At 47.3% G+C, this 17,872-nt stretch carries 14 protein-coding genes, 1 tRNA gene and 1 riboswitch; of the genes, 3 read left to right on the plus strand and 12 right to left on the minus strand.

From position 1 onward, the window contains the following. Positions 1-5: 5 nt before the first annotated feature. Genes B5D42_RS13960 through B5D42_RS13975 form a run of 4 tightly spaced genes read right to left on the minus strand, consistent with a single transcriptional unit; the run spans position 6 to position 1,628 of the window. Positions 6-632: a SprT-like domain-containing protein gene (locus tag B5D42_RS13960; protein WP_078832142.1), complete on the minus strand. Its 627-nt coding sequence runs from the start codon at positions 630-632 to the stop codon at positions 6-8. After that, positions 619-1,026 carry a hypothetical protein gene (locus tag B5D42_RS13965; protein ID WP_139367168.1) on the minus strand — a complete coding sequence of 136 codons (408 nt, stop codon included), beginning with the start codon at positions 1,024-1,026 and terminating at the stop codon, positions 619-621. The genes B5D42_RS13960 and B5D42_RS13965 overlap by 14 nt, the downstream gene beginning before the upstream one ends. Continuing rightward, a complete protein-coding gene (locus B5D42_RS13970) occupies positions 1,010-1,228 on the minus strand; it encodes an AtpZ/AtpI family protein (protein WP_078832144.1) in 219 nt (72 codons plus the stop codon). The genes B5D42_RS13965 and B5D42_RS13970 overlap by 17 nt, the downstream gene beginning before the upstream one ends. 4 nt (positions 1,229-1,232) lie before the next feature. Continuing rightward, positions 1,233-1,628, minus strand: a complete 396-nt coding sequence (locus B5D42_RS13975) for a hypothetical protein (RefSeq protein ID WP_078832145.1) — start codon at positions 1,626-1,628, stop codon at positions 1,233-1,235. A gap of 84 nt (positions 1,629-1,712) precedes the next feature. Between B5D42_RS13975 and porW the strand changes: the two genes are divergently transcribed. Continuing rightward, a complete protein-coding gene (porW, locus tag B5D42_RS13980) occupies positions 1,713-4,784 on the plus strand; it encodes a type IX secretion system periplasmic lipoprotein PorW/SprE (RefSeq protein WP_078832146.1) in 3,072 nt (1,023 codons plus the stop codon). Between the two features lie 83 nt (positions 4,785-4,867). Continuing rightward, positions 4,868-7,309 (plus strand): transglycosylase domain-containing protein, encoded by a 2,442-nt coding sequence (locus tag B5D42_RS13985; RefSeq protein ID WP_078832147.1) that lies wholly within the window; start codon positions 4,868-4,870, stop codon positions 7,307-7,309. 90 nt (positions 7,310-7,399) lie between these two features. Here the strand turns inward: B5D42_RS13985 and porQ are convergent, their stop codons facing one another. The 7 genes from porQ to B5D42_RS14020 all read right to left on the minus strand — a co-directional run bounded on the left by porQ (position 7,400) and on the right by B5D42_RS14020 (position 14,830). Then, a complete protein-coding gene (gene porQ / locus B5D42_RS13990) occupies positions 7,400-8,428 on the minus strand; it encodes a type IX secretion system protein PorQ (RefSeq protein WP_078832148.1) in 1,029 nt (342 codons plus the stop codon). A 101-nt stretch (positions 8,429-8,529) separates the two neighbouring features. Next, positions 8,530-10,932, minus strand: a complete 2,403-nt coding sequence (gene lon / locus B5D42_RS13995; protein WP_078832149.1) for an endopeptidase La — start codon at positions 10,930-10,932, stop codon at positions 8,530-8,532. Positions 10,933-11,117: 185 nt separating this feature from the next. Beyond that, positions 11,118-11,375, minus strand: a complete 258-nt coding sequence (locus B5D42_RS14000) for a hypothetical protein (RefSeq protein ID WP_078832150.1) — start codon at positions 11,373-11,375, stop codon at positions 11,118-11,120. Between the two features lie 25 nt (positions 11,376-11,400). After that, complete coding sequence (der, locus tag B5D42_RS14005; RefSeq protein WP_078832248.1) at positions 11,401-12,717, minus strand: ribosome biogenesis GTPase Der; 1,317 nt, start codon at positions 12,715-12,717, stop codon at positions 11,401-11,403. A gap of 209 nt (positions 12,718-12,926) precedes the next feature. Next, positions 12,927-13,799 carry a GTPase Era gene (era, locus tag B5D42_RS14010; protein ID WP_078832151.1) on the minus strand — a complete coding sequence of 291 codons (873 nt, stop codon included), beginning with the start codon at positions 13,797-13,799 and terminating at the stop codon, positions 12,927-12,929. Positions 13,800-13,865: 66 nt separating this feature from the next. Next, positions 13,866-13,937: transfer RNA gene (locus tag B5D42_RS14015), tRNA-Met, on the minus strand. Between the two features lie 155 nt (positions 13,938-14,092). Beyond that, the gene (locus tag B5D42_RS14020) at positions 14,093-14,830 is read right to left on the minus strand and encodes a head GIN domain-containing protein (RefSeq protein ID WP_176113022.1); all 738 of its coding nucleotides are present in this window, start codon (positions 14,828-14,830) and stop codon (positions 14,093-14,095) included. A gap of 87 nt (positions 14,831-14,917) precedes the next feature. Then, a riboswitch (TPP riboswitch) is annotated at positions 14,918-15,034 on the plus strand. A gap of 63 nt (positions 15,035-15,097) precedes the next feature. Between B5D42_RS14020 and B5D42_RS14025 the strand changes: the two genes are divergently transcribed. Beyond that, complete coding sequence (locus B5D42_RS14025; RefSeq protein WP_078832153.1) at positions 15,098-17,476, plus strand: TonB-dependent receptor; 2,379 nt, start codon at positions 15,098-15,100, stop codon at positions 17,474-17,476. Positions 17,477-17,549: 73 nt separating this feature from the next. Here B5D42_RS14025 and B5D42_RS14030 read toward each other — a convergent pair whose 3' ends face one another. Continuing rightward, positions 17,550-17,858, minus strand: coding sequence for a rhodanese-like domain-containing protein (locus B5D42_RS14030; protein WP_078832154.1), 309 nt, complete (start codon positions 17,856-17,858; stop codon positions 17,550-17,552). Positions 17,859-17,872 lie beyond the last annotated feature (14 nt).

Here is a 17,872-nt window from a genome sequence, read left to right on the forward strand (position 1 = left end):
TGTAACTACCCTTCCACTACCCGCACTTCCATTACCGCGCTGAATGAGTAATGCAGTCCGGTAGCTACTTCCACACAATCGTATCTTTTACGGCGGATGGGGCCTTTACGGAAGACCCGGCCATTATCCATCCGGAACAGGGAACCTTCCGGCACATCTGCCACATGCATATAACCTGCTTTCTGAACGGGATTGTATTTACGGAGAACCAGTAACAACTCCGTTTCGCCGTTGGCAGTTGCGGCCGGGTTGAGGATAGATCGCTGCAAAGCCTGTTCGATATCGGGTGGAAAGATCTTCAGCCGTACAAAATCGGTCAGCAGCCTGCTGTAAAACTGCTTCCATTCCTTACCATGCGGCTCTACCTTGTTACGATGCTGCTCAAACGTAAGCAGGTGCGCTATTTCATGTAATAATGTGATGAGGAACTCGTATTTGTTGAGGTTGCCGTTCACACTGATACGGTGATTGCGGTGCCAGGCGGCATGGCGGTAATCGCCGAGAACCGACTTACGTTGCCGGCTTACAGTCAGGTGCACTTTATAATGGTGAATATATTCAACCACTTTTTCAAAAGCGCCATCCGGCAGGAACAATGCCAGCGCCTGCATCGGATGCTCAGTTACCGGCATGCTTCTTTTTATTCGCCTTTAAAGTGATCCTTACTTCCAGCCAGGTATATAGTACATACAATCCCATGGCAACAAAAATGGCATTCGTACTTCTTGCAGGGCCGGCTTTATAAATATATACGATCAATGCTGCACCCAGTCCAAACAGTTTCAGGCCCATGGCAGCCATGGTACTCCGTACCATCACATGCGGATTTTTTGCTTTCGCTGACTTATGCTGCAGATAAAGGCTCAGCAGGCTAGCTATAAAAAGCAGCAGGTTGGCTACCAGCAATACTTCATAATCGATGCGTGCTTTGGCGAGCAGGTTCCTGCATACAAGTGCGGCAGCATTGGCGAAGATAAACACCAGTATAACGGGTACAACAGGGTTTTTATTAATTTTTGTCATCATGTTTTACAGAACTGTCTTTTACAATTTTAACCAGCATCCCGATCAGTAACAATAATGGTAATAACCACGCAAAGACCGGTTTAGCCGCATCGATCCGTTTATCCAGCCACACACCGGCATAACCGGTGAGTAATAAACCTGCAACCAGCTGGCTGGCCAGGCCGGTATAACGTATCCAGTTACGGGAATCCTGTTGCCGCATGGAACTATTCGATTGTAGGCTCGGTTTTAGGGATCACATCGGGAATCGTGTCGAGCTGTGAAGGCGTGGTGCCGGTAAGCACTTTACGGATCCCGTCGATATACTGTTCCTTATAACGGATGGCCTGTTCCAGGGAATCGGTCCGGATCTTCAGCGCCTGCAGCGCAGTACGGCTTTCGCGGGTACCATAGCCGGGGATATAATATTTCAGGGGCGAAAATGCGATCAGGGCAATGGTAAGCCCCACGAGCAGCACAAAGACGGTGCTCATACCAATATAAACGCTTAAGCGCGACAGACGAAACGTGATCACTTCTTCGTAAGTATCATCGTTCATCACCACAAGCCTGTAGCGGTTGCGCAATCTTCTGAGTGTACTGTTGTTTTCGGGAGTCGCCATTTTGTTAAATCAGCATAAAGGTAATAATCAATCTGCTTTAGAAGGCCTTCAATCAGGAAATAGCTGTAATTTTAGACACATTTTATGTACCTGAAACCGCTTTTTACAACTTTCCGGATGGATCTTTTTGCCAAAGCGGGCAGCCTGTTCTGCTCACTGTTTGCTTTTCTCCTGTTTGCAGGTGCGCAACCTAACACCACTATAGAGGTTGCTAAACCCAAACCTTATGAGAACCGGACACTTCCTGCGGAAAAAACAGGCAATTCCAAATTCCCTGTTACCAAACGGATCTATAATAATACAGTGACCCGTTTCAATTATTATTTCAATGCGAATAATAAAGTAAACGATATCATTACCCGGGCAAGGGATGCGAACAAAGATGATTATACCCGCCTCCTCCCCTTTTATGATTACAGCCTGGATGTTACCGCGAAAGACCAGATCGATTCGGTGATCTATAAATGCAATGCCGGCATACTGTTGCATGACCTGCGGAACGACTGGGTAGACAATATGTACGTTCTGCTCGGGAAAGCTTATCTGCTGCGTAAGGATTTTGATTCGGCTACAGCAGTTTTCCAGTACATCAATTACGCATATGCACCCAAGGACGGCGATTATGACCTGCTGCTCGGAAGCAACAGCAGCAATACCAACGGCGTTTTCACCGTTGCAACGAACGAAAAGCGCAGTTTCTGGAAAAAAGTAACCACCACACGTCCGAGCCGTAACGAAAGTTTTATCTGGCAGGCCCGCACTTACCTCGAACAGGGTAAATTATCCGAAGCAGCCGGATTGCTGGAAATACTGAGAGCAGATCCCAATTTCCCGCAACGTTTACATGCCCCATTGTATGAAATGCTATCATACTGGTTTTACAAACAGCAGGTGTACGACAGTGCTGCCGCTTATCTGGTAAAAGCATTGCCCAATGCGCCGGTAAAACAATCGGCTGCACGCTGGGAATTCCTGGCGGCGCAATTGTATGCGCTGGCTGATAAGAATACCGAGGCCAATGACCTGTATGAGCGCTCTATCCGCCATACCGTTGACCCGCTGATGGAAGTACATGCCCGCCTCAACATGGCAGCAATAGCAAGCGGAAAGAATGAAAATTCATTACAGCAGTATATTGATGAACTGCTCAAAATGGCAAAACGCGATAAATACATCGACTACCGTGATATCATTTATTATTCTGCAGCCAAACTGGAACTGCAGCGTAAAAATTATCCGGAAGCCCAGAAACTGCTGCTGAAAAGCATCGCCGCAGGCAACGACAATCCTGCGCAAAAGCAGCTGGCCTTCCTTTTACTCGGCGACCTGAACTACGATAATAAAACCTATATCGCCGCATCCCGTTTTTACGATAGTGTTGAAACCAAATTACTGGGTGAATCAGACCAGCAGCGGATCCTGGTCAGGAAACCGGCACTGCATGTGATCACGCGCAACCAGCTGGCGGTAAACCGCGAAGACAGCCTGCAGCAGCTGGCCCTTCTTCAACCGAACGACCGTGAAGATGCTGTAAGAAAAGTATTGCGTCAGTTAAGAAAAGAACAGGGGTTGAAGGAAGAAGCGGCACTCACCAATGCATCGCTCGCAGCCAATGCGGCACCTGTGGCTTCGGACCTTTTCGGCAATGGCGGCAATGAATTCTATTTCCTGAATACATCTGTTAAAACCCGCGGTGCAGCTGAGTTCAAAACGCGCTGGGGCAACAGGCCGAATACGGATAACTGGCGCCGCCAGAATGCCATCGACCGCGCTTTCGGTCAGCAGCAAATCTCTCCGCTGGCAGAAGTAAAAGCCGGTGCCGCAGCAAACAACGAGCCGACGATGGAGAGTCTGATGAAAGATATTCCGCTGACCGACGAACAGCGGCTTAGCGCAAAAGGCCTGATCATAAAATCATTACTGGAAAATGCCGTGATCTTCCAGAATCAGCTGGGCGACTACCCTTCTGCCATTGCATTGTACGAAGAACTTTTAAAAAGATACCCCGGCATTCCTGAAACGGAACAGGTATTGTTCCAGCTGTCGCTCGCATACCAGAAAACAGACGCGATCGCGAAAGCCGATTCTGTACGGTCGGCCCTACGCAGCAATTATCCTTCGGGAAAATATACAGCACAACTCAGTGCCGTTCCGGCCGGCAAACAGGCAGATGCCGCTACCAAAGAATATGAATCTGTGTACCGCATGTTCATAGAGGGCAGGTTTGCACAGGCCAGGGAAGCCAAGGAGAAGGCAGATAAGCAATACGGCAAAACATACTGGACACCGCAGATGCTGTACATCGAGTCCATTTATTACGTGAAACAACGTGAAGACAGTACAGCGATCGACCGGCTCCAATACCTCGCATCCGCATTTCCTAAAACTCCGATGGCAGAAAAAGCGCTGACCATGATCGATGTACTGAAACGAAGGGCGGAAATAGAGAATCACCTTACCAACCTGCAGATCGAGCGCACGGAAGACCTGGTTACCCGTGGCGTAGATCTGAACACGCCGGTAACGGCCATGGCGCCTGTGAAGAAAGATTCGCTGGGTACACGACTGACCGCAGATGGCAAAGCCCTGGATCTGGCCCCGGTAGCAAAAGATACAGTAGCCGTGATCCCGCCGCTGAAAGATAAAAACGTTCCGCAGCAAACCATCGCTTCTGCAGGCAAGGACAGTATTGCCGGGACCAAAACACCACAGCAGATAAAAGGTTCGGGTGTTACTGCAACTCCGGGTGCAACGGCAGCAGGAGTGATCAGTAACGGGATTTACGCATTCAACCCGCTGGATTCTCATTATGTGGCCATCATTCTCGACAAGGTAGACCCGGTGTTTGTAAGCGAAGGAAGAAATGCATTCAACCGTTATAACCAGGAACGTTACAGCCGTCAGCGGATCCCAAGTAATACGGTAACACTTGATCAGACCACCAGCCTCGTGCTGATGGGGCCGTTCACCAGTGCCGGAATTGCCGTATCTTATATTGAAAATGTGAAACCGGAAGCCAAAACGAGGATTGTACCGTGGTTGCCGGCCGATAAATACAGTTTTATCATCATCAACGCAGCGAACCTGGAACAGTTAAAGAACAACAAAGACATAGCAGGTTACCGCGCGTTCATGCAAAAGATCATTCCTGAATAATTTTAACGCATAGTTGAAACGGATTGTGAAACTGTTTTATAGTTTTACAACTGTTCCCACTGCATCATATATAACATCTGATTATGTCGAAACCTGTAAAAATATTCTGGCGTATTTTTTTCGGAGGATTTGCCTTCTTCATCCTCCTGCTGCTCATGATCAACTGGGGCTGGCTTGGTGCCATGCCAGATCTTGACGACATCGAGAACCCAACCGCTTCGCTGGCCAGCCAGGTATATGCGGAGGACGGCACACCGATGGGAAAATATTATATTGAAGACAGGGTTAATGCCGACTATAAGGACATCAGCAAACATGTGATCAACGCGCTGGTGGCAACGGAAGACAAACGCTTTTACGATCACAGCGGTATCGACCCACGTTCACTGGCCCGCGCCTTCTTTTATCTCGGCGGCGAAGGTGGTGCGAGTACCATCAGCATGCAAACAGCAAAGAACCTCTTTACCAATAACTGGAATACCCGGAATATTTTCCTGCGTGTATTGCAGAAAGTGAAGGAATCCATCATTGCCGTTAAACTCGAACGCAATTTCACCAAGGAAGAAATCGCTACATTATACCTGAATACGGTAGCTTATGGCGATAACGTATATGGTATCCGCAATGCTTCAAGGACTTTCTTCCAGAAAGAGCCGGATCGCCTCAGTGTGGAAGAAGCGGCCGTACTGGTGGGTATGGTGAACGGACCCTCACTGTACAATCCACGCCGTAATCCCAAACAGGCGCTCGACAGGAGGAACCTGGTACTGAATCGTATGGTCAGCAGTAATTACCTTACAGAGAAAGAGGCTGCCCGGTTAAAGATGACCCCTATCACCCTGAATTATAAAAAACTGGATGAGAATAATGGTCTTGGCCCCTACTTCAGGATGGTATTAGGCGAGGATATGAAGAAATGGTGTAAGGAGAACAAGAAAAGCAATGGCGACAGTTATAATCTTTACCGCGATGGCCTGAAGATCTACACCACCATCAATCCGCGCATGCAACTCTATGCGGAAGAAGCGGTGGCCAAGCATATGAGTTATATGCAAAAGCTTTTCAACAGCCAGGAAAATATCAAAAAAGGAACCGTATGGAAAGGTTTTGAAAATGTACTCGAATCCAATATCAGGCAAAGTGACCGCTGGCGCAACCTGAAAAAGGAAGGCATGAGCGACGAAGATATCCGCAAAACCTTCGACCAGAAAACACCGATGCATGTGTTTGCCTGGAATAATACCAGGGGTAAGGATACGGTAATGACACCTTATGATTCGATCAAATACCACCGCCAGATGTTACAGGCCGGCTTTATGGCCATGGACCCTGTAAGCGGTGCGGTGAAAGCATGGGTTGGTGGTATCGACTTTAAGACTTTCAAATACGATCACGCAAATTTCAATACACGCAGACAGGTAGGTTCTACCATGAAACCACTTCTGTACAGTCTTGCAATTGAAGAAGCGGGTTTCACACCGAATACAATTGTATATGATGAGCAGCAGAGTTTCGGAGGTTACGGATTAGTACCTGCCACCAGCAGATCCTGCAAAGGCGGTTCCATGCCGATGGCCAATGCACTTGCGTTTTCGCGTAACTGTGCTTCGGCTTATATCATGAAACAGCTGGATAATACCGGTAACAATGGCGCCAAACGTTTTGTAGACTTCCTGAAAAAATGCGACCTCAAAACTAAAATAGAACCATACCCTTCCATTGCACTGGGTTCCTGCGAGATCTCACTCTTTGAAATGATGCAGGCTTACAGTATGTTCCCCGGCCGTGGCTTCAATGTGAAACCGATGTACATCACACGCATTGAAGACAGGAATGGTAATGTGCTGGCCACTTTTACACCACAACGTAAAGAAGTGATCAGTGATGTAACCGCTTATTCTGTTATTAAAATGATGCAGGGCGTAATGACCATCGGTACCGGTCGCGGTGTATGGGGTTATGATATGCCGGGCGGAGTGGAAGTGGCAGGTAAAACCGGAACCACCAACGAAAACAGCGATGGCTGGTTCATGGGCTATACCCCACAGCTGCTCGCAGGCGCATGGGTTGGTTGCGACGATCGTTTTGTGCACTTCGATGCGCAGAGCCTGAATGGCCAGGGCGGGCGTGCCGCTATGCCGATCTGGGCTTACTTCTATGGTAAATCTGCAGCAGATGCCAATTGCGGACTCGATACACGCCTCACTTTTGTGAAACCTGAATCCATGACCAATGACCTCATCATCGACTATGTAAATGGCACTACTCCGATACTCGGCGGTGAAGGTGAAGATGTAGGTACCGGCAGTTCCAACGATTATGAAGTGCCAAGGGAGATCAAACCGGAAGATATTGCTCCCCCGGAATCACAGATCAAGATCGAAGATCCGAAGAACAAACCGGGTAATAAACCACCGGTAGATCCTACAAAGAAACCAGTGAATATTCCACCCGCACAACCGGCCAACAAACCGCAGGAACAGCAGCAGCCAAAAGCGGTGCTTCCGAAAAGGGTTGGGAGATAATCAATCAATGAACTCCATATAAATTGCAGAAGCGTGCTTCGCAACGTTCTTTTCTGCGGCGAAATTTATCGAAGGGCTGTATACCTGGCGTTACAGCCCTTCTCCTTTCCAGCTGATGTTCAGCGAAAGCTGGTGGAAAAGCTGCTGCTGGTAAAAGCCCGTCGCATAACGGAAGCGCGCTTTTTTCAGCAGCACCCCTATTCCCAGATTAAATCCGTTGAGGCCGCTTGTCATGTTATAAGCATTCAGGTCCTGCCGGCGGAGAAAATTATATCCTGCATCTACTTCAATTTTTTCATGAAGGAATAATTGCGCCCCAAGCACGAGGTGCGAAAACACCTGTTGCAACGTAGTGCCTTCCCTATATTGCGGATCTCCTTCGGAAGCACGGAAAGCAGTATCGTTGTAATGAATATTGAAGCGATGGAGATGGTGTGCCGTAAGCGAAAATTGTAACGGTGCATTTTTCAACCTTGCCGTAACGCCGGCCTGCAGGTCGAAAGGCAATTCTTCCTTACGGTTGCTGCCATCATAGGTTTTTAACTGCGTGCCCAGGTTTTTAACCACTACCCCTGCCTGCACCTGTTTTTCCGGGTCATAATAAGTAACGGCAACATCTGCAGCAATTCCGGAAGAACTGTATTGCCCGTAACCTGAATAAATGAATTTCAAAGTTGCACCATACCACCAGTTGTCTTTATACTGCCTCGATGCCATAGCCTGCACCACATAATCCCGCGGCCTGAACGATCCGCCCACGATTCCCGAAGCATCGGTCTGTGTCATTTCTCCGTAATTCAGGTAATTCACCCCGAAACCTATGTTGGTATTGGCGGCATTCCACCTGAAAGCACTTGTAAAACTATACGCGGTAATGCCTGCTAAAAAAGAGTTGAATGAGAGATCAGCCTGACCGTGCATGTTTTCTCTCAGTAAGGCTGGATTATGAAAAGCCATGCCCACATCCTTGCCGATTGCAGAAATGTTCACACCACCCAATGCGGAAAGCTGTGCAGTATTCGGCTGGTTCAGGAAATTGAATACCGCGTTGCCTCCCAGGGTCTGGGAATGTCCGTAACCGGAAAGCAGCAGGAAAAAAAACAGGACGCGGTAATGCATAATAGAGGATCCCTGATCAAATCTAAGCGATTTTACAGAGGGATGCGGCAATAAAAATCCCCGTACCGGGATGATACGGGGATTGCTTTGATTTCTTTCAGTTATACCAGCGCAAGTTCGGTAACCTGCTGCATCGTCTTCACATAATGGAACTCGACGCCTTTGATAAAATCACTGTCTATCTCGTTCACATCTTTTTCATTCTGCCAGCAAAGGATAATTTCTTTCAACCCGGCCCTTTTCGCTGCCAGGATCTTTTCCTTGATGCCGCCCACAGGCAATACCTGTCCGCGCAGCGTGATCTCACCGGTCATCGCCAGGTAAGGTTTCACCTTGCGGCCTGTAAATGCGGAGGCCAGTGACGTGAGCATGGTAATACCTGCACTTGGCCCGTCTTTCGGAACAGCTCCCTCCGGTACGTGTATATGAATACTTTTCTTCTGGAAATCTGCCGGATCGATACCGTATTTTTTTGCATTGGCCTGCAGGTAACTCAGGGCCGTGCTCGCACTTTCCTTCATTACATTTCCGAGGTTACCGGTGAGTTTCAGTTCGCCTTTACCATCACTGAGCAGGGTTTCAATGAAGAGAATATCGCCGCCTACATAAGTCCATGCAAGTCCTACAGCCACACCAGGCAGGTTGGCGGTTTTATATATTTCGTTGGAATAACGGGGCTGACCGAGGATCTTTTCCACATCTGCCGCCGTCAGGGTCGGTTTTACTTTGTTTTTCAGGGCCAGTTCTTTGGCCTGGTAGCGCATAATCGAAGCCAGTTGCCTGTCCAGTTCACGCACTCCGCTTTCACGGGTATAATTCTCTACCACTTTCTCCAGTACTTTATCCGCAATCCTGAAATTTACCTTACCGAGCCCATGTGCTTCTTTTTGTTTAGGCAGCAGGTGTCGTTTGGCTATTTCCACTTTTTCCTCTACCGCATAACCACTCAGGTCAATGATCTCCAGCCTGTCGCGCAGGGCAGGTTGAATATTCTGCAGATTATTGGCAGTAGCGATAAACAATACTTTACTGAGGTCGTATTCCAGTTCCAGGTAATTATCATAGAATGTATGATTCTGTTCCGGATCCAGTACTTCGAGTAATGCAGAAGAAGGGTCGCCACGGAAATCGCTGCCGATCTTATCGATCTCGTCCAGTATCATCACCGGGTTGGAAGATTTACACTTACGGATATTCTGTATGATCCGGCCCGGCATGGCACCGATATAGGTTTTCCGGTGACCGCGGATCTCGCTCTCATCATGCAGACCGCCAAAACTCACCCGCACATACTTACGCCCGATCGCATGTGCAATGGAACGCCCAAGTGATGTTTTACCGATACCGGGAGGCCCGAGAAAACAAAGAATAGGACTTTTCATATCCCCTTTCAGTTTCAGTACGGCCAGGTATTCCAGGATGCGGCTTTTGATCTTGGTCATGCCATAATGTTCTGTATCGAGTACGTTTTTGGCATTTTTCAGATCATAGTTGTCTGCAGTATAATCCTCCCAGGGCAGATCGAGCATCAGGTCGAGGTGGTTGTACACCACTGAGTAATCCGGTGTGGTGGGATGCATCCGCTCCAGTTTGGCAATGCCACTCTGAAAAAGCGTCTTTGCCGCTTCCGGCCATTTTTTGCCCTCGGCCTTTTTCTTCATCTCTGCGATCTCCCTTTCATTGGAGTCGCCACCCAGCTCTTCTTTGATGCTTTTCAGCTGCTGTTGCAGGAAATAATCCCGTTGCTGTTTATCTATTTCTGTTCTTGTCTTATTGGTCACTTTGTCTTTCAGCTCGGCAAACTGGAGTTCTCTTTGCAGGATATGCACCAGCTTTTCAGCGCGTTCGTGCACATCTGCGATTTCCAGCAGGAGCTGTTTTTCATCAAGCTCACTGTTCAGGTTACTGCTTACGAAATTGATGAGGAAAGACGGGTTCTCGATATTTTTCAGGATGATCGCTGCTTCCGTAGGAAGGTTGGGCGATAACTGGATGATCTGGGTAGCCAGGTCCTTGATACTGCTGATATAAGCTTCGAAATCTTCTTTTTCCGGCACTTCGGGGTCTTCCAGCAACTTTACCGATGCCCTGAAATAAGGATCTACACTAACCATCTGCTCCAGCTCGAAACGTTTCCGGCCCTGGATAATGATCGTAGTTCCGCCGTCCGGCATTTTGATCAGCTTCACAATTTTGGCAACTGTACCGATTTTACAGAGATCCTTCGGCTCGGGATCTTCGATCTCCACATCTTTCTGCGCAACCACGCCTACCAGCTTATCCAGTTTGTAGGCATCGTTTACCGCTTTGATGCTTTTGTCGCGCCCTACCGTGATCGGTAATACCACACCCGGGAACAGCACAGTATTCCTGAGCGGAAGTATGGGGAGGGTTTCCGGGATTATCAGCGGTTTGTCCAGTTCACTATCATTCTCATTGATAGGAATGATGGGCATAAAATCCGTATCATCTTCAGATCTGAAAAACAATTTCTCTTTCAACATAACTTACTTTATGGTCAATATGTCACCTGGCAGCCGGACTACAGCCAATTATCCAGTCGGTAAAATTAATTCAATATTGGTGCCATCCGCTATAAAAAGGCAGATTTGGCATAACCTGGAAAAAAAAATCCTCCCGGTAAACCGGGAGGACCTTCTTGCAAGAAGTAATATTTTTAAAACAAATACTATTTCTTAGTTGTGTCAGCAGCAGCTTTAGTAGTGTCTGCGTGAGTAGTGTCAACTGGAGCAGCAGCGGCAGCAGCAGCTTTGATGCTATCAGCGATACGTGCGCTATCAGCAGCAGCAGCAGCAGCATCTTTGTTTTCACCTGAGTTACAAGCAGCCATAACACCAGCTACAGCTAAGATTGCGAATACTTTTTTCATTGTACTTGTTTTTTTAATACGTTTTAAATACGGCGCAAAGATAATTGCCGCTGTCAATTAAGCAAGTTTTAACGAAAAAAAATTATTTCTTTCTGAAAAATATTCTAACCGGCACCCCTTTAAAGTTAAACTGGGTCCTCAGCTGGTTCTCGAGGTAGTTACGGTAAGGCTGTTTGATATCGTCCGGGTAGTTGGTAAAAAAAGCGAATGAAGGAACATGTGTCGGTAATTGTGTCACATATTTGATCTTCACCGTATTGCCTCTCACTACCGGGGCATGATAAGCCTGCACGGCTTTCAGCATTACATCATTCAGCTGGGAAGTAGGGATTTTACGTTTCTTGTTCTCAAACACTTCAAGTCCCAGTTCAATGGCTTTGAAGATCCTCGTTTTCTCATGCACCGAGATAAAAAGAACAGGTACATCAGAGAAAGGGGCCAGTTTTTGCTTCAAGTTTTTTTCGTAATCACGGGCTGTATTCGTCTCTTTTTCAACGAGATCCCACTTGTTAACCAATACCACGATCCCTTTTCCTTTCCGTGCAGCCAGGCTGAAGATCGTTACGTCCTGGGCAGTGATTCCTTTGTCTGCATCGAGCAACAGCAGGCATACATCAGCTTCATCCATAGCGCGGATGGCACGTATAATAGAGTAAAACTCCAGGTCATCCTTCTCTTTGCTCTTTTTACGGATACCAGCAGTATCGATTAAGATAAATTCTTTCTGAAAGAGATTATAACGGGTATGGATGGTATCACGGGTAGTGCCGGCAATATCACTTACAATGGTACGCTCTTCGCCGATCAGTGCATTGAGAAGGGACGATTTCCCAACGTTCGGCTGACCAATGATTGCGAATTTAGGCACTTCGCTTTCGCGCATCGCCTCTTCCACGTCTACCGGTTCGATATCGGCCGTAATAGCATCAAGTAATTCTCCAGTTCCGCTTCCAGAGATACTGCTAATGAAGAAGTTATGTTCAAACCCAAGACTATAGAACTCTGTTGCTTCCAGCTCTCTCGTACCATTGTCGACCTTATTAACTACCACATAAACCGGCTTGGTCGAGCGCCTCAGCAGGTCGGCCACAGACTCATCCAGGTCCGTGATACCGGTTGCCACATCTACCATGAATATAACCGCATTGGCTTCATCGATGGCTATGCGTACCTGCTTGCGGATCTCCGTTTCAAACACATCGCTGCTGCCGGAAACAAATCCCCCGGTATCGATCAGGTTGAATACTTTACCATTCCAGTCGGCAATACCATACTGGCGATCCCTGGTAACACCACTCACATCATCTACAATAGCCTTGCGGTTCTCCAGCAGGCGGTTAAAGAAAGTGCTTTTTCCAACATTCGGGCGACCAACGATCGCAACTGTATAACTCTTCATAACTATTCCGATATATGATTCAATATAACCTTTCAACAAATTGAAAATCAGATCATATTGAAAAAATAAAAAATAAATTAATTTTTTTCCAGGCTTTATGCGTCAAATTCTATTCCTACCTAACTTAAACATGGCGTTTCAATCTTTCTTCTTGCCTGAAATGGATCAAATTAAATCGCAATTATAATTTACAATAAATTAATAATCAATTATTTATATCCATATTCATTCAATTGCATCTCATTATCCCTCCATTTGGGTCTTACCTTCACAAACAACTCCAGGAATACTTTCTGGCCAATAAATGCTTCAATGTCTTTACGGGCACTGGTACCGATCTGCCGGATCATTTTCCCCTTATCTCCGATGATGATCGCTTTCTGGGTTTCCCGCTGAACGATGATATCGGCCTGGATCTTTACAAGGGTATCTTTTTCCTTAAACTCATTTACCATCACCGCGGTGTGGTAAGGAATTTCATCCCCGAAAAGTTCATAGATCTTTTCTCGGATCAGCTCTGCTACAAAAAATTTAGTAGGCAGATCACTCAGGTCGTCCTCGTCATAGAAAGGAGCCGACTCAGGCAAAAGCGACAGAATGGCATTCAACAGCTTATCCAGGTGTATCTTCTGTAGCGCCCCGATCTTTACTATTTTCTTGTAATAAGGCCGTTGTCCGAAAAAAGCTTCCGCTTCCGCGATCTTACCATTGGCCGCTGCATCGATCTTGTTCAGGACCAGCAGGCAGGGTATGCTAAGCTTCAGCGACTGGAAAATAGCATCACATTCTTCGAAATTATCGTTGGCATCCACGATGAGCAGGGCAATATCGGCGTCTTCAAGGGCGCTTTTCACTGCCGCCATCATGCGCTGATGGAGTTTATATTTCGGGTCGATGATACCGGGCGTGTCTGAAAAGATCACCTGGTACTCACCTGGTTTGTTCAGAAAAGCTTTGATCCGATGCCTGGTAGTTTGCACTTTGGAAGACACAATAGCCATTTTCTCACCTACCAGCGCGTTGAGCAGGGTGCTTTTGCCGGCATTCGGCTTTCCGAATATGTTTACAAATCCCGCTTTCATGGTACCGGTAAATTAACGATTAAACGCCATTAATTAAAAAAGGCCCTCAGGAGGGCCTTTTCTCTGTTGCGAGGGAAGGGATCGAACCTCCGACCTTCGGGTTATGAGCCCGACGAGCTACCGCTGCTCTACCTCGCGATGTATTGGATTGCAAAAGTAAGGGTATGCAATTTAGCAGCCAAATATTATTGAAAGTATTCGCAAAATAATTTAGCGGGCTTAAAACAAACGGCCTTTGTAATGAAGCTGTTATACATTACAAAGGCCGTTATCTGCCGGAAATGGCGCTACGGTTAATCGTCTCTCCGTTTTACCGTAGCACCACCGCTGGCACTGATATCCCTGATCAGACCTGTACCTTTATAGTAGATGGAACTACCACCTGAGGCACTGGCACTCAATTCTTTATTCACCGTGATGCGGATGCCGGAAGCACCGCTGGCATCCAGTTTACAATAGTCGATCTTCAGATCGTATGCTTTGATCTCACTCGCGCCGGAAGCATTGATATTGGTTTTTTCCGCTGTTCCTGCCAGGCTCATCTTGGAAGCACCACTGGCATCGAGCCTCAGCTTGCTGGTGATCACCTCACCGGTCAGGTCGCTGGCGCCCGACATTTCCAGCCAGAGTTCATCCAGTTTCACCTTTTCCGTGAACTTCACGTTACAGGCTCCGGAAGCTTCTACCCGGTCTATTTTCCTGAAAGTAACATAAGCTTTCATTTTGTGGTTGCCCCAGGATTTCCAGTTTAAGCCCTTGGCATCGAAATAGATATGTAATACACTGCCTCTTACTTCGGTACGGATCCGGTTCATGATCTCATCGGAACTGGCACTTACCGCCACAGCATCTTCCCCGCCCTGCGACAGGTAAAGATCGATAGCTCCGGATACCTCGATCCCGGTAAAGCTGCCAACGGACCGCACCTGGGCATTGGCATCATATACAAGATTTTTTTCATTTTGCGCATGGACCGTTTCTGATACGGCTCCGGTTACGATGACCAGGAATGCGAGCAATATTTTCTTCATGGGGGCGAACTTCATTTTATTTATAACGGAATCCTGAAATTAAAGTTACAGTTGGGATTGATTTTATGATTATCTATTTTTGCAGCGGATCATTCCTCGGGGTGCTCTGCCGCCATGAGTGCACGCATGGCGGTAAGGGCTGAGATAATACCCGTTGAACCTGAACAGGGTAATTCCTGCGAAGGGAAGGTGTACATTTTTTCTGTAGTCCCTCCTGGCTGTAGCTATTCAATCCCTGTTCCCATTATTAACTTTTAAAGATTCAGAATGAAAAAGTTTTTGGGAACAATGTCATTGGCATTCCTCACCCTTTTTGCCCTTGCGCAAAACAAGATGCTTGTAAAAGGCATTATTACAGACAAACAATCCCGTGTTCCGCTGGCTGGCGCCAGTATTTCACTGGGAAGTATCCGTACCGTAACCGATGAAACCGGGCATTTCCTGTTCAGCAGGGTCGGTGCGGGTAGTTACCGGCTGGCAGTGTCAAGTATCGGTTACCAGTTTTTTTCTCAGGAGCTGGCGGTAAAAGATGCGGTAACCGAACTGAACATCGCACTCGAACCCGCTGTGCTTTACCTGGAGCCGCTGGAAGTAAAAGCGGTAAGGGCGTCCGACAAAGCGCCTTTTGCCAAAACCAATCTCAGTAAAGAAGAGATCAGTAAAAACAACCTGGGGCAGGACATTCCTTTCCTGCTCAACCAGACCCCTTCCGTAGTGGTAAATGCGGATGCCGGAAACGGTGTTGGTTATACGGCTATGCGCATCCGCGGCTCGGATGCCACCCGTATCAACGTTACGCTGAATGGCATTCCTTATAACGATGCGGAAAGCATGGGAACTTTTTTTGTAAACCTGCCCGATTTCGCATCTTCGGTCAACAGCATACAGGTACAGCGCGGCGTGGGTACTTCTTCCAACGGTGCCAGTGCTTTCGGTGCAACACTGAACCTTGCCACCAACGAGTACAATGAAAAACCCTATGCCGAGTTCAATAACAGTTTTGGTTCTTTCAATACCTGGAAAAATACCGTAAGAGCCGGTTCCGGCCTGATCGACGGTCATTTCACCATTGATGCGCGTTTGAGTAAAATATCCAGCGATGGTTATATCGACCGCGCCACCAGCGACCTCAGCTCTTTTTACCTGAGCACAGCCTGGATGAACAAACGTTCCTCACTCCGTTTCAACCTGTTTTCCGGTAAGGAGAAAACCTACCAGGCCTGGTATGGTGTGGCAGAATCGCTGCTGCATACGGATCGTACCAACAATCCTGCAGGAACTGAGAAAAGCGGTGCTCCTTATGATAACCAGACCGACAACTACACACAGACCCACTACCAGCTTTTCTTCAACCATGCGTTCAGCAATACCTGGTCGTTCAATACAGCTGCGTTCCTTACAAGAGGATATGGTTATTACGAAGAATATAAAGCAGATGCGGCTTTTTCGAAATATGGCTTACCGAATGTTACTATCGGCGGTACAACCATCACCTCTTCTGATCTCGTGCGTCAGCGCTGGCTCGATAACTATTTTTATGGCCAGACTTTTTCGCTCCGCCATAAGAACGGCGGCAATGAGTTCACTTTTGGTGGCGGCTGGACGCGTTATGACGGTACACACTTTGGTACGCTTCCCTGGATCCAGTTAAGCAGTGCACCTAAAGATTACCGTTATTATGATTATGATGCCGTTAAGAAAGATGTGAACTTCTATGCAAAATGGCAACACCAGCTCGGAAGGTATTTTACTTCTTTTGCAGATCTGCAATACCGTAATGTCAATCATACCATGAATGGCTTCCAGGGTAACCCCCAGCTGCTGGTGAACCGTAATTTCAATTTCATCAACCCGAAAGCCGGTATCACTTATGCACGCAATGGCATGCAGTTGTACTTCAGTTATGCACTGGGCAACAAGGAGCCGAACCGCGATGATTTCCAGGCGAGCCCGTTGAACCAGCCCAAACAGGAGACCATGCACGATTTCGAGCTTGGCTTTGAAAAGAAAAACAGCCGTTTCCGTTTTGCTGCTGATGTATATTATATGTATTACCGGAACCAGCTGGTACTGACGGGCAAGATCAATGATGTAGGCGCGAGTACCCGGATCAATGTTCCCTACAGTTACCGCTTAGGACTGGAACTGCAGGGCAGCGCTATACTGTCTGATCATTTTAATGTTGCTGCCAACATCGCGTTCAGCAGGAATAAGATCAGTTCATTTACAGAATACATCGACAACTATGATACAAACGGGCAGGACGCGATCGCACACCGCAATACCAATATCTCCTACTCGCCTGCCGTAGTGGGTGGACTTACCCTGAATGTATTACCTGTTCAGCAGCTTACTTTAAGCCTGGTAAGCAAATGGGTGGGTAAACAATATATGGACAATACACAAAACGAAAACCGCAAACTGAATGCATTCTTTGTACAGGATGCGCGATTGAGCTGGCAGGTGAATACAAGGTTATTCCGCGACTGCCGTGTAATTGCCCAGGTGAACAACCTGTTTAACAAACAATATGAGCCGAATGGCTTTACTTATAACTATATCAGTGGTGGTGCAACCGTTACGGAAAACGGTTACTATCCAATGGCCGGAACCAATTTTGTGTTTGGTCTGAACATCGGTTTGTAACCTCCACCAACCAACAAGGAAGCCACCTGCGAGGGTGGCTTCTGCTTTTATATTATTCGTTATTCCGGTTGATCTATCTGCCGATCTGCTCCTGCCAGGCCAGCATACCGCCGGTTACATTCACAACATTGGAAAAACCCATGGTTTCGAGAATGAGGCAGGCTTGTCCGCTGCGGTTTCCGCTGCGGCAATAAATATATACTTCAGCATCTTTCAGGTCTTCTATTTCATCAACCTGCATGGTCTGCACTTTACCCAATGGCAGCAGGATGCCGCCGATATTGAATTCTGCATTTTCATGCGGTTCGCGCACGTCTACCAGGTTTACCTGTTCGCCGGCGTCTATTTTAGCTTTGAGCTCGTTTACGGTAATTGTTTGCATAGGTTTTATTGTAA

Origin of the sequence: Sediminibacterium ginsengisoli (assembly GCF_900167075.1) — a bacterium.
Lineage (GTDB): Bacteria > Bacteroidota > Bacteroidia > Chitinophagales > Chitinophagaceae > Sediminibacterium > Sediminibacterium ginsengisoli.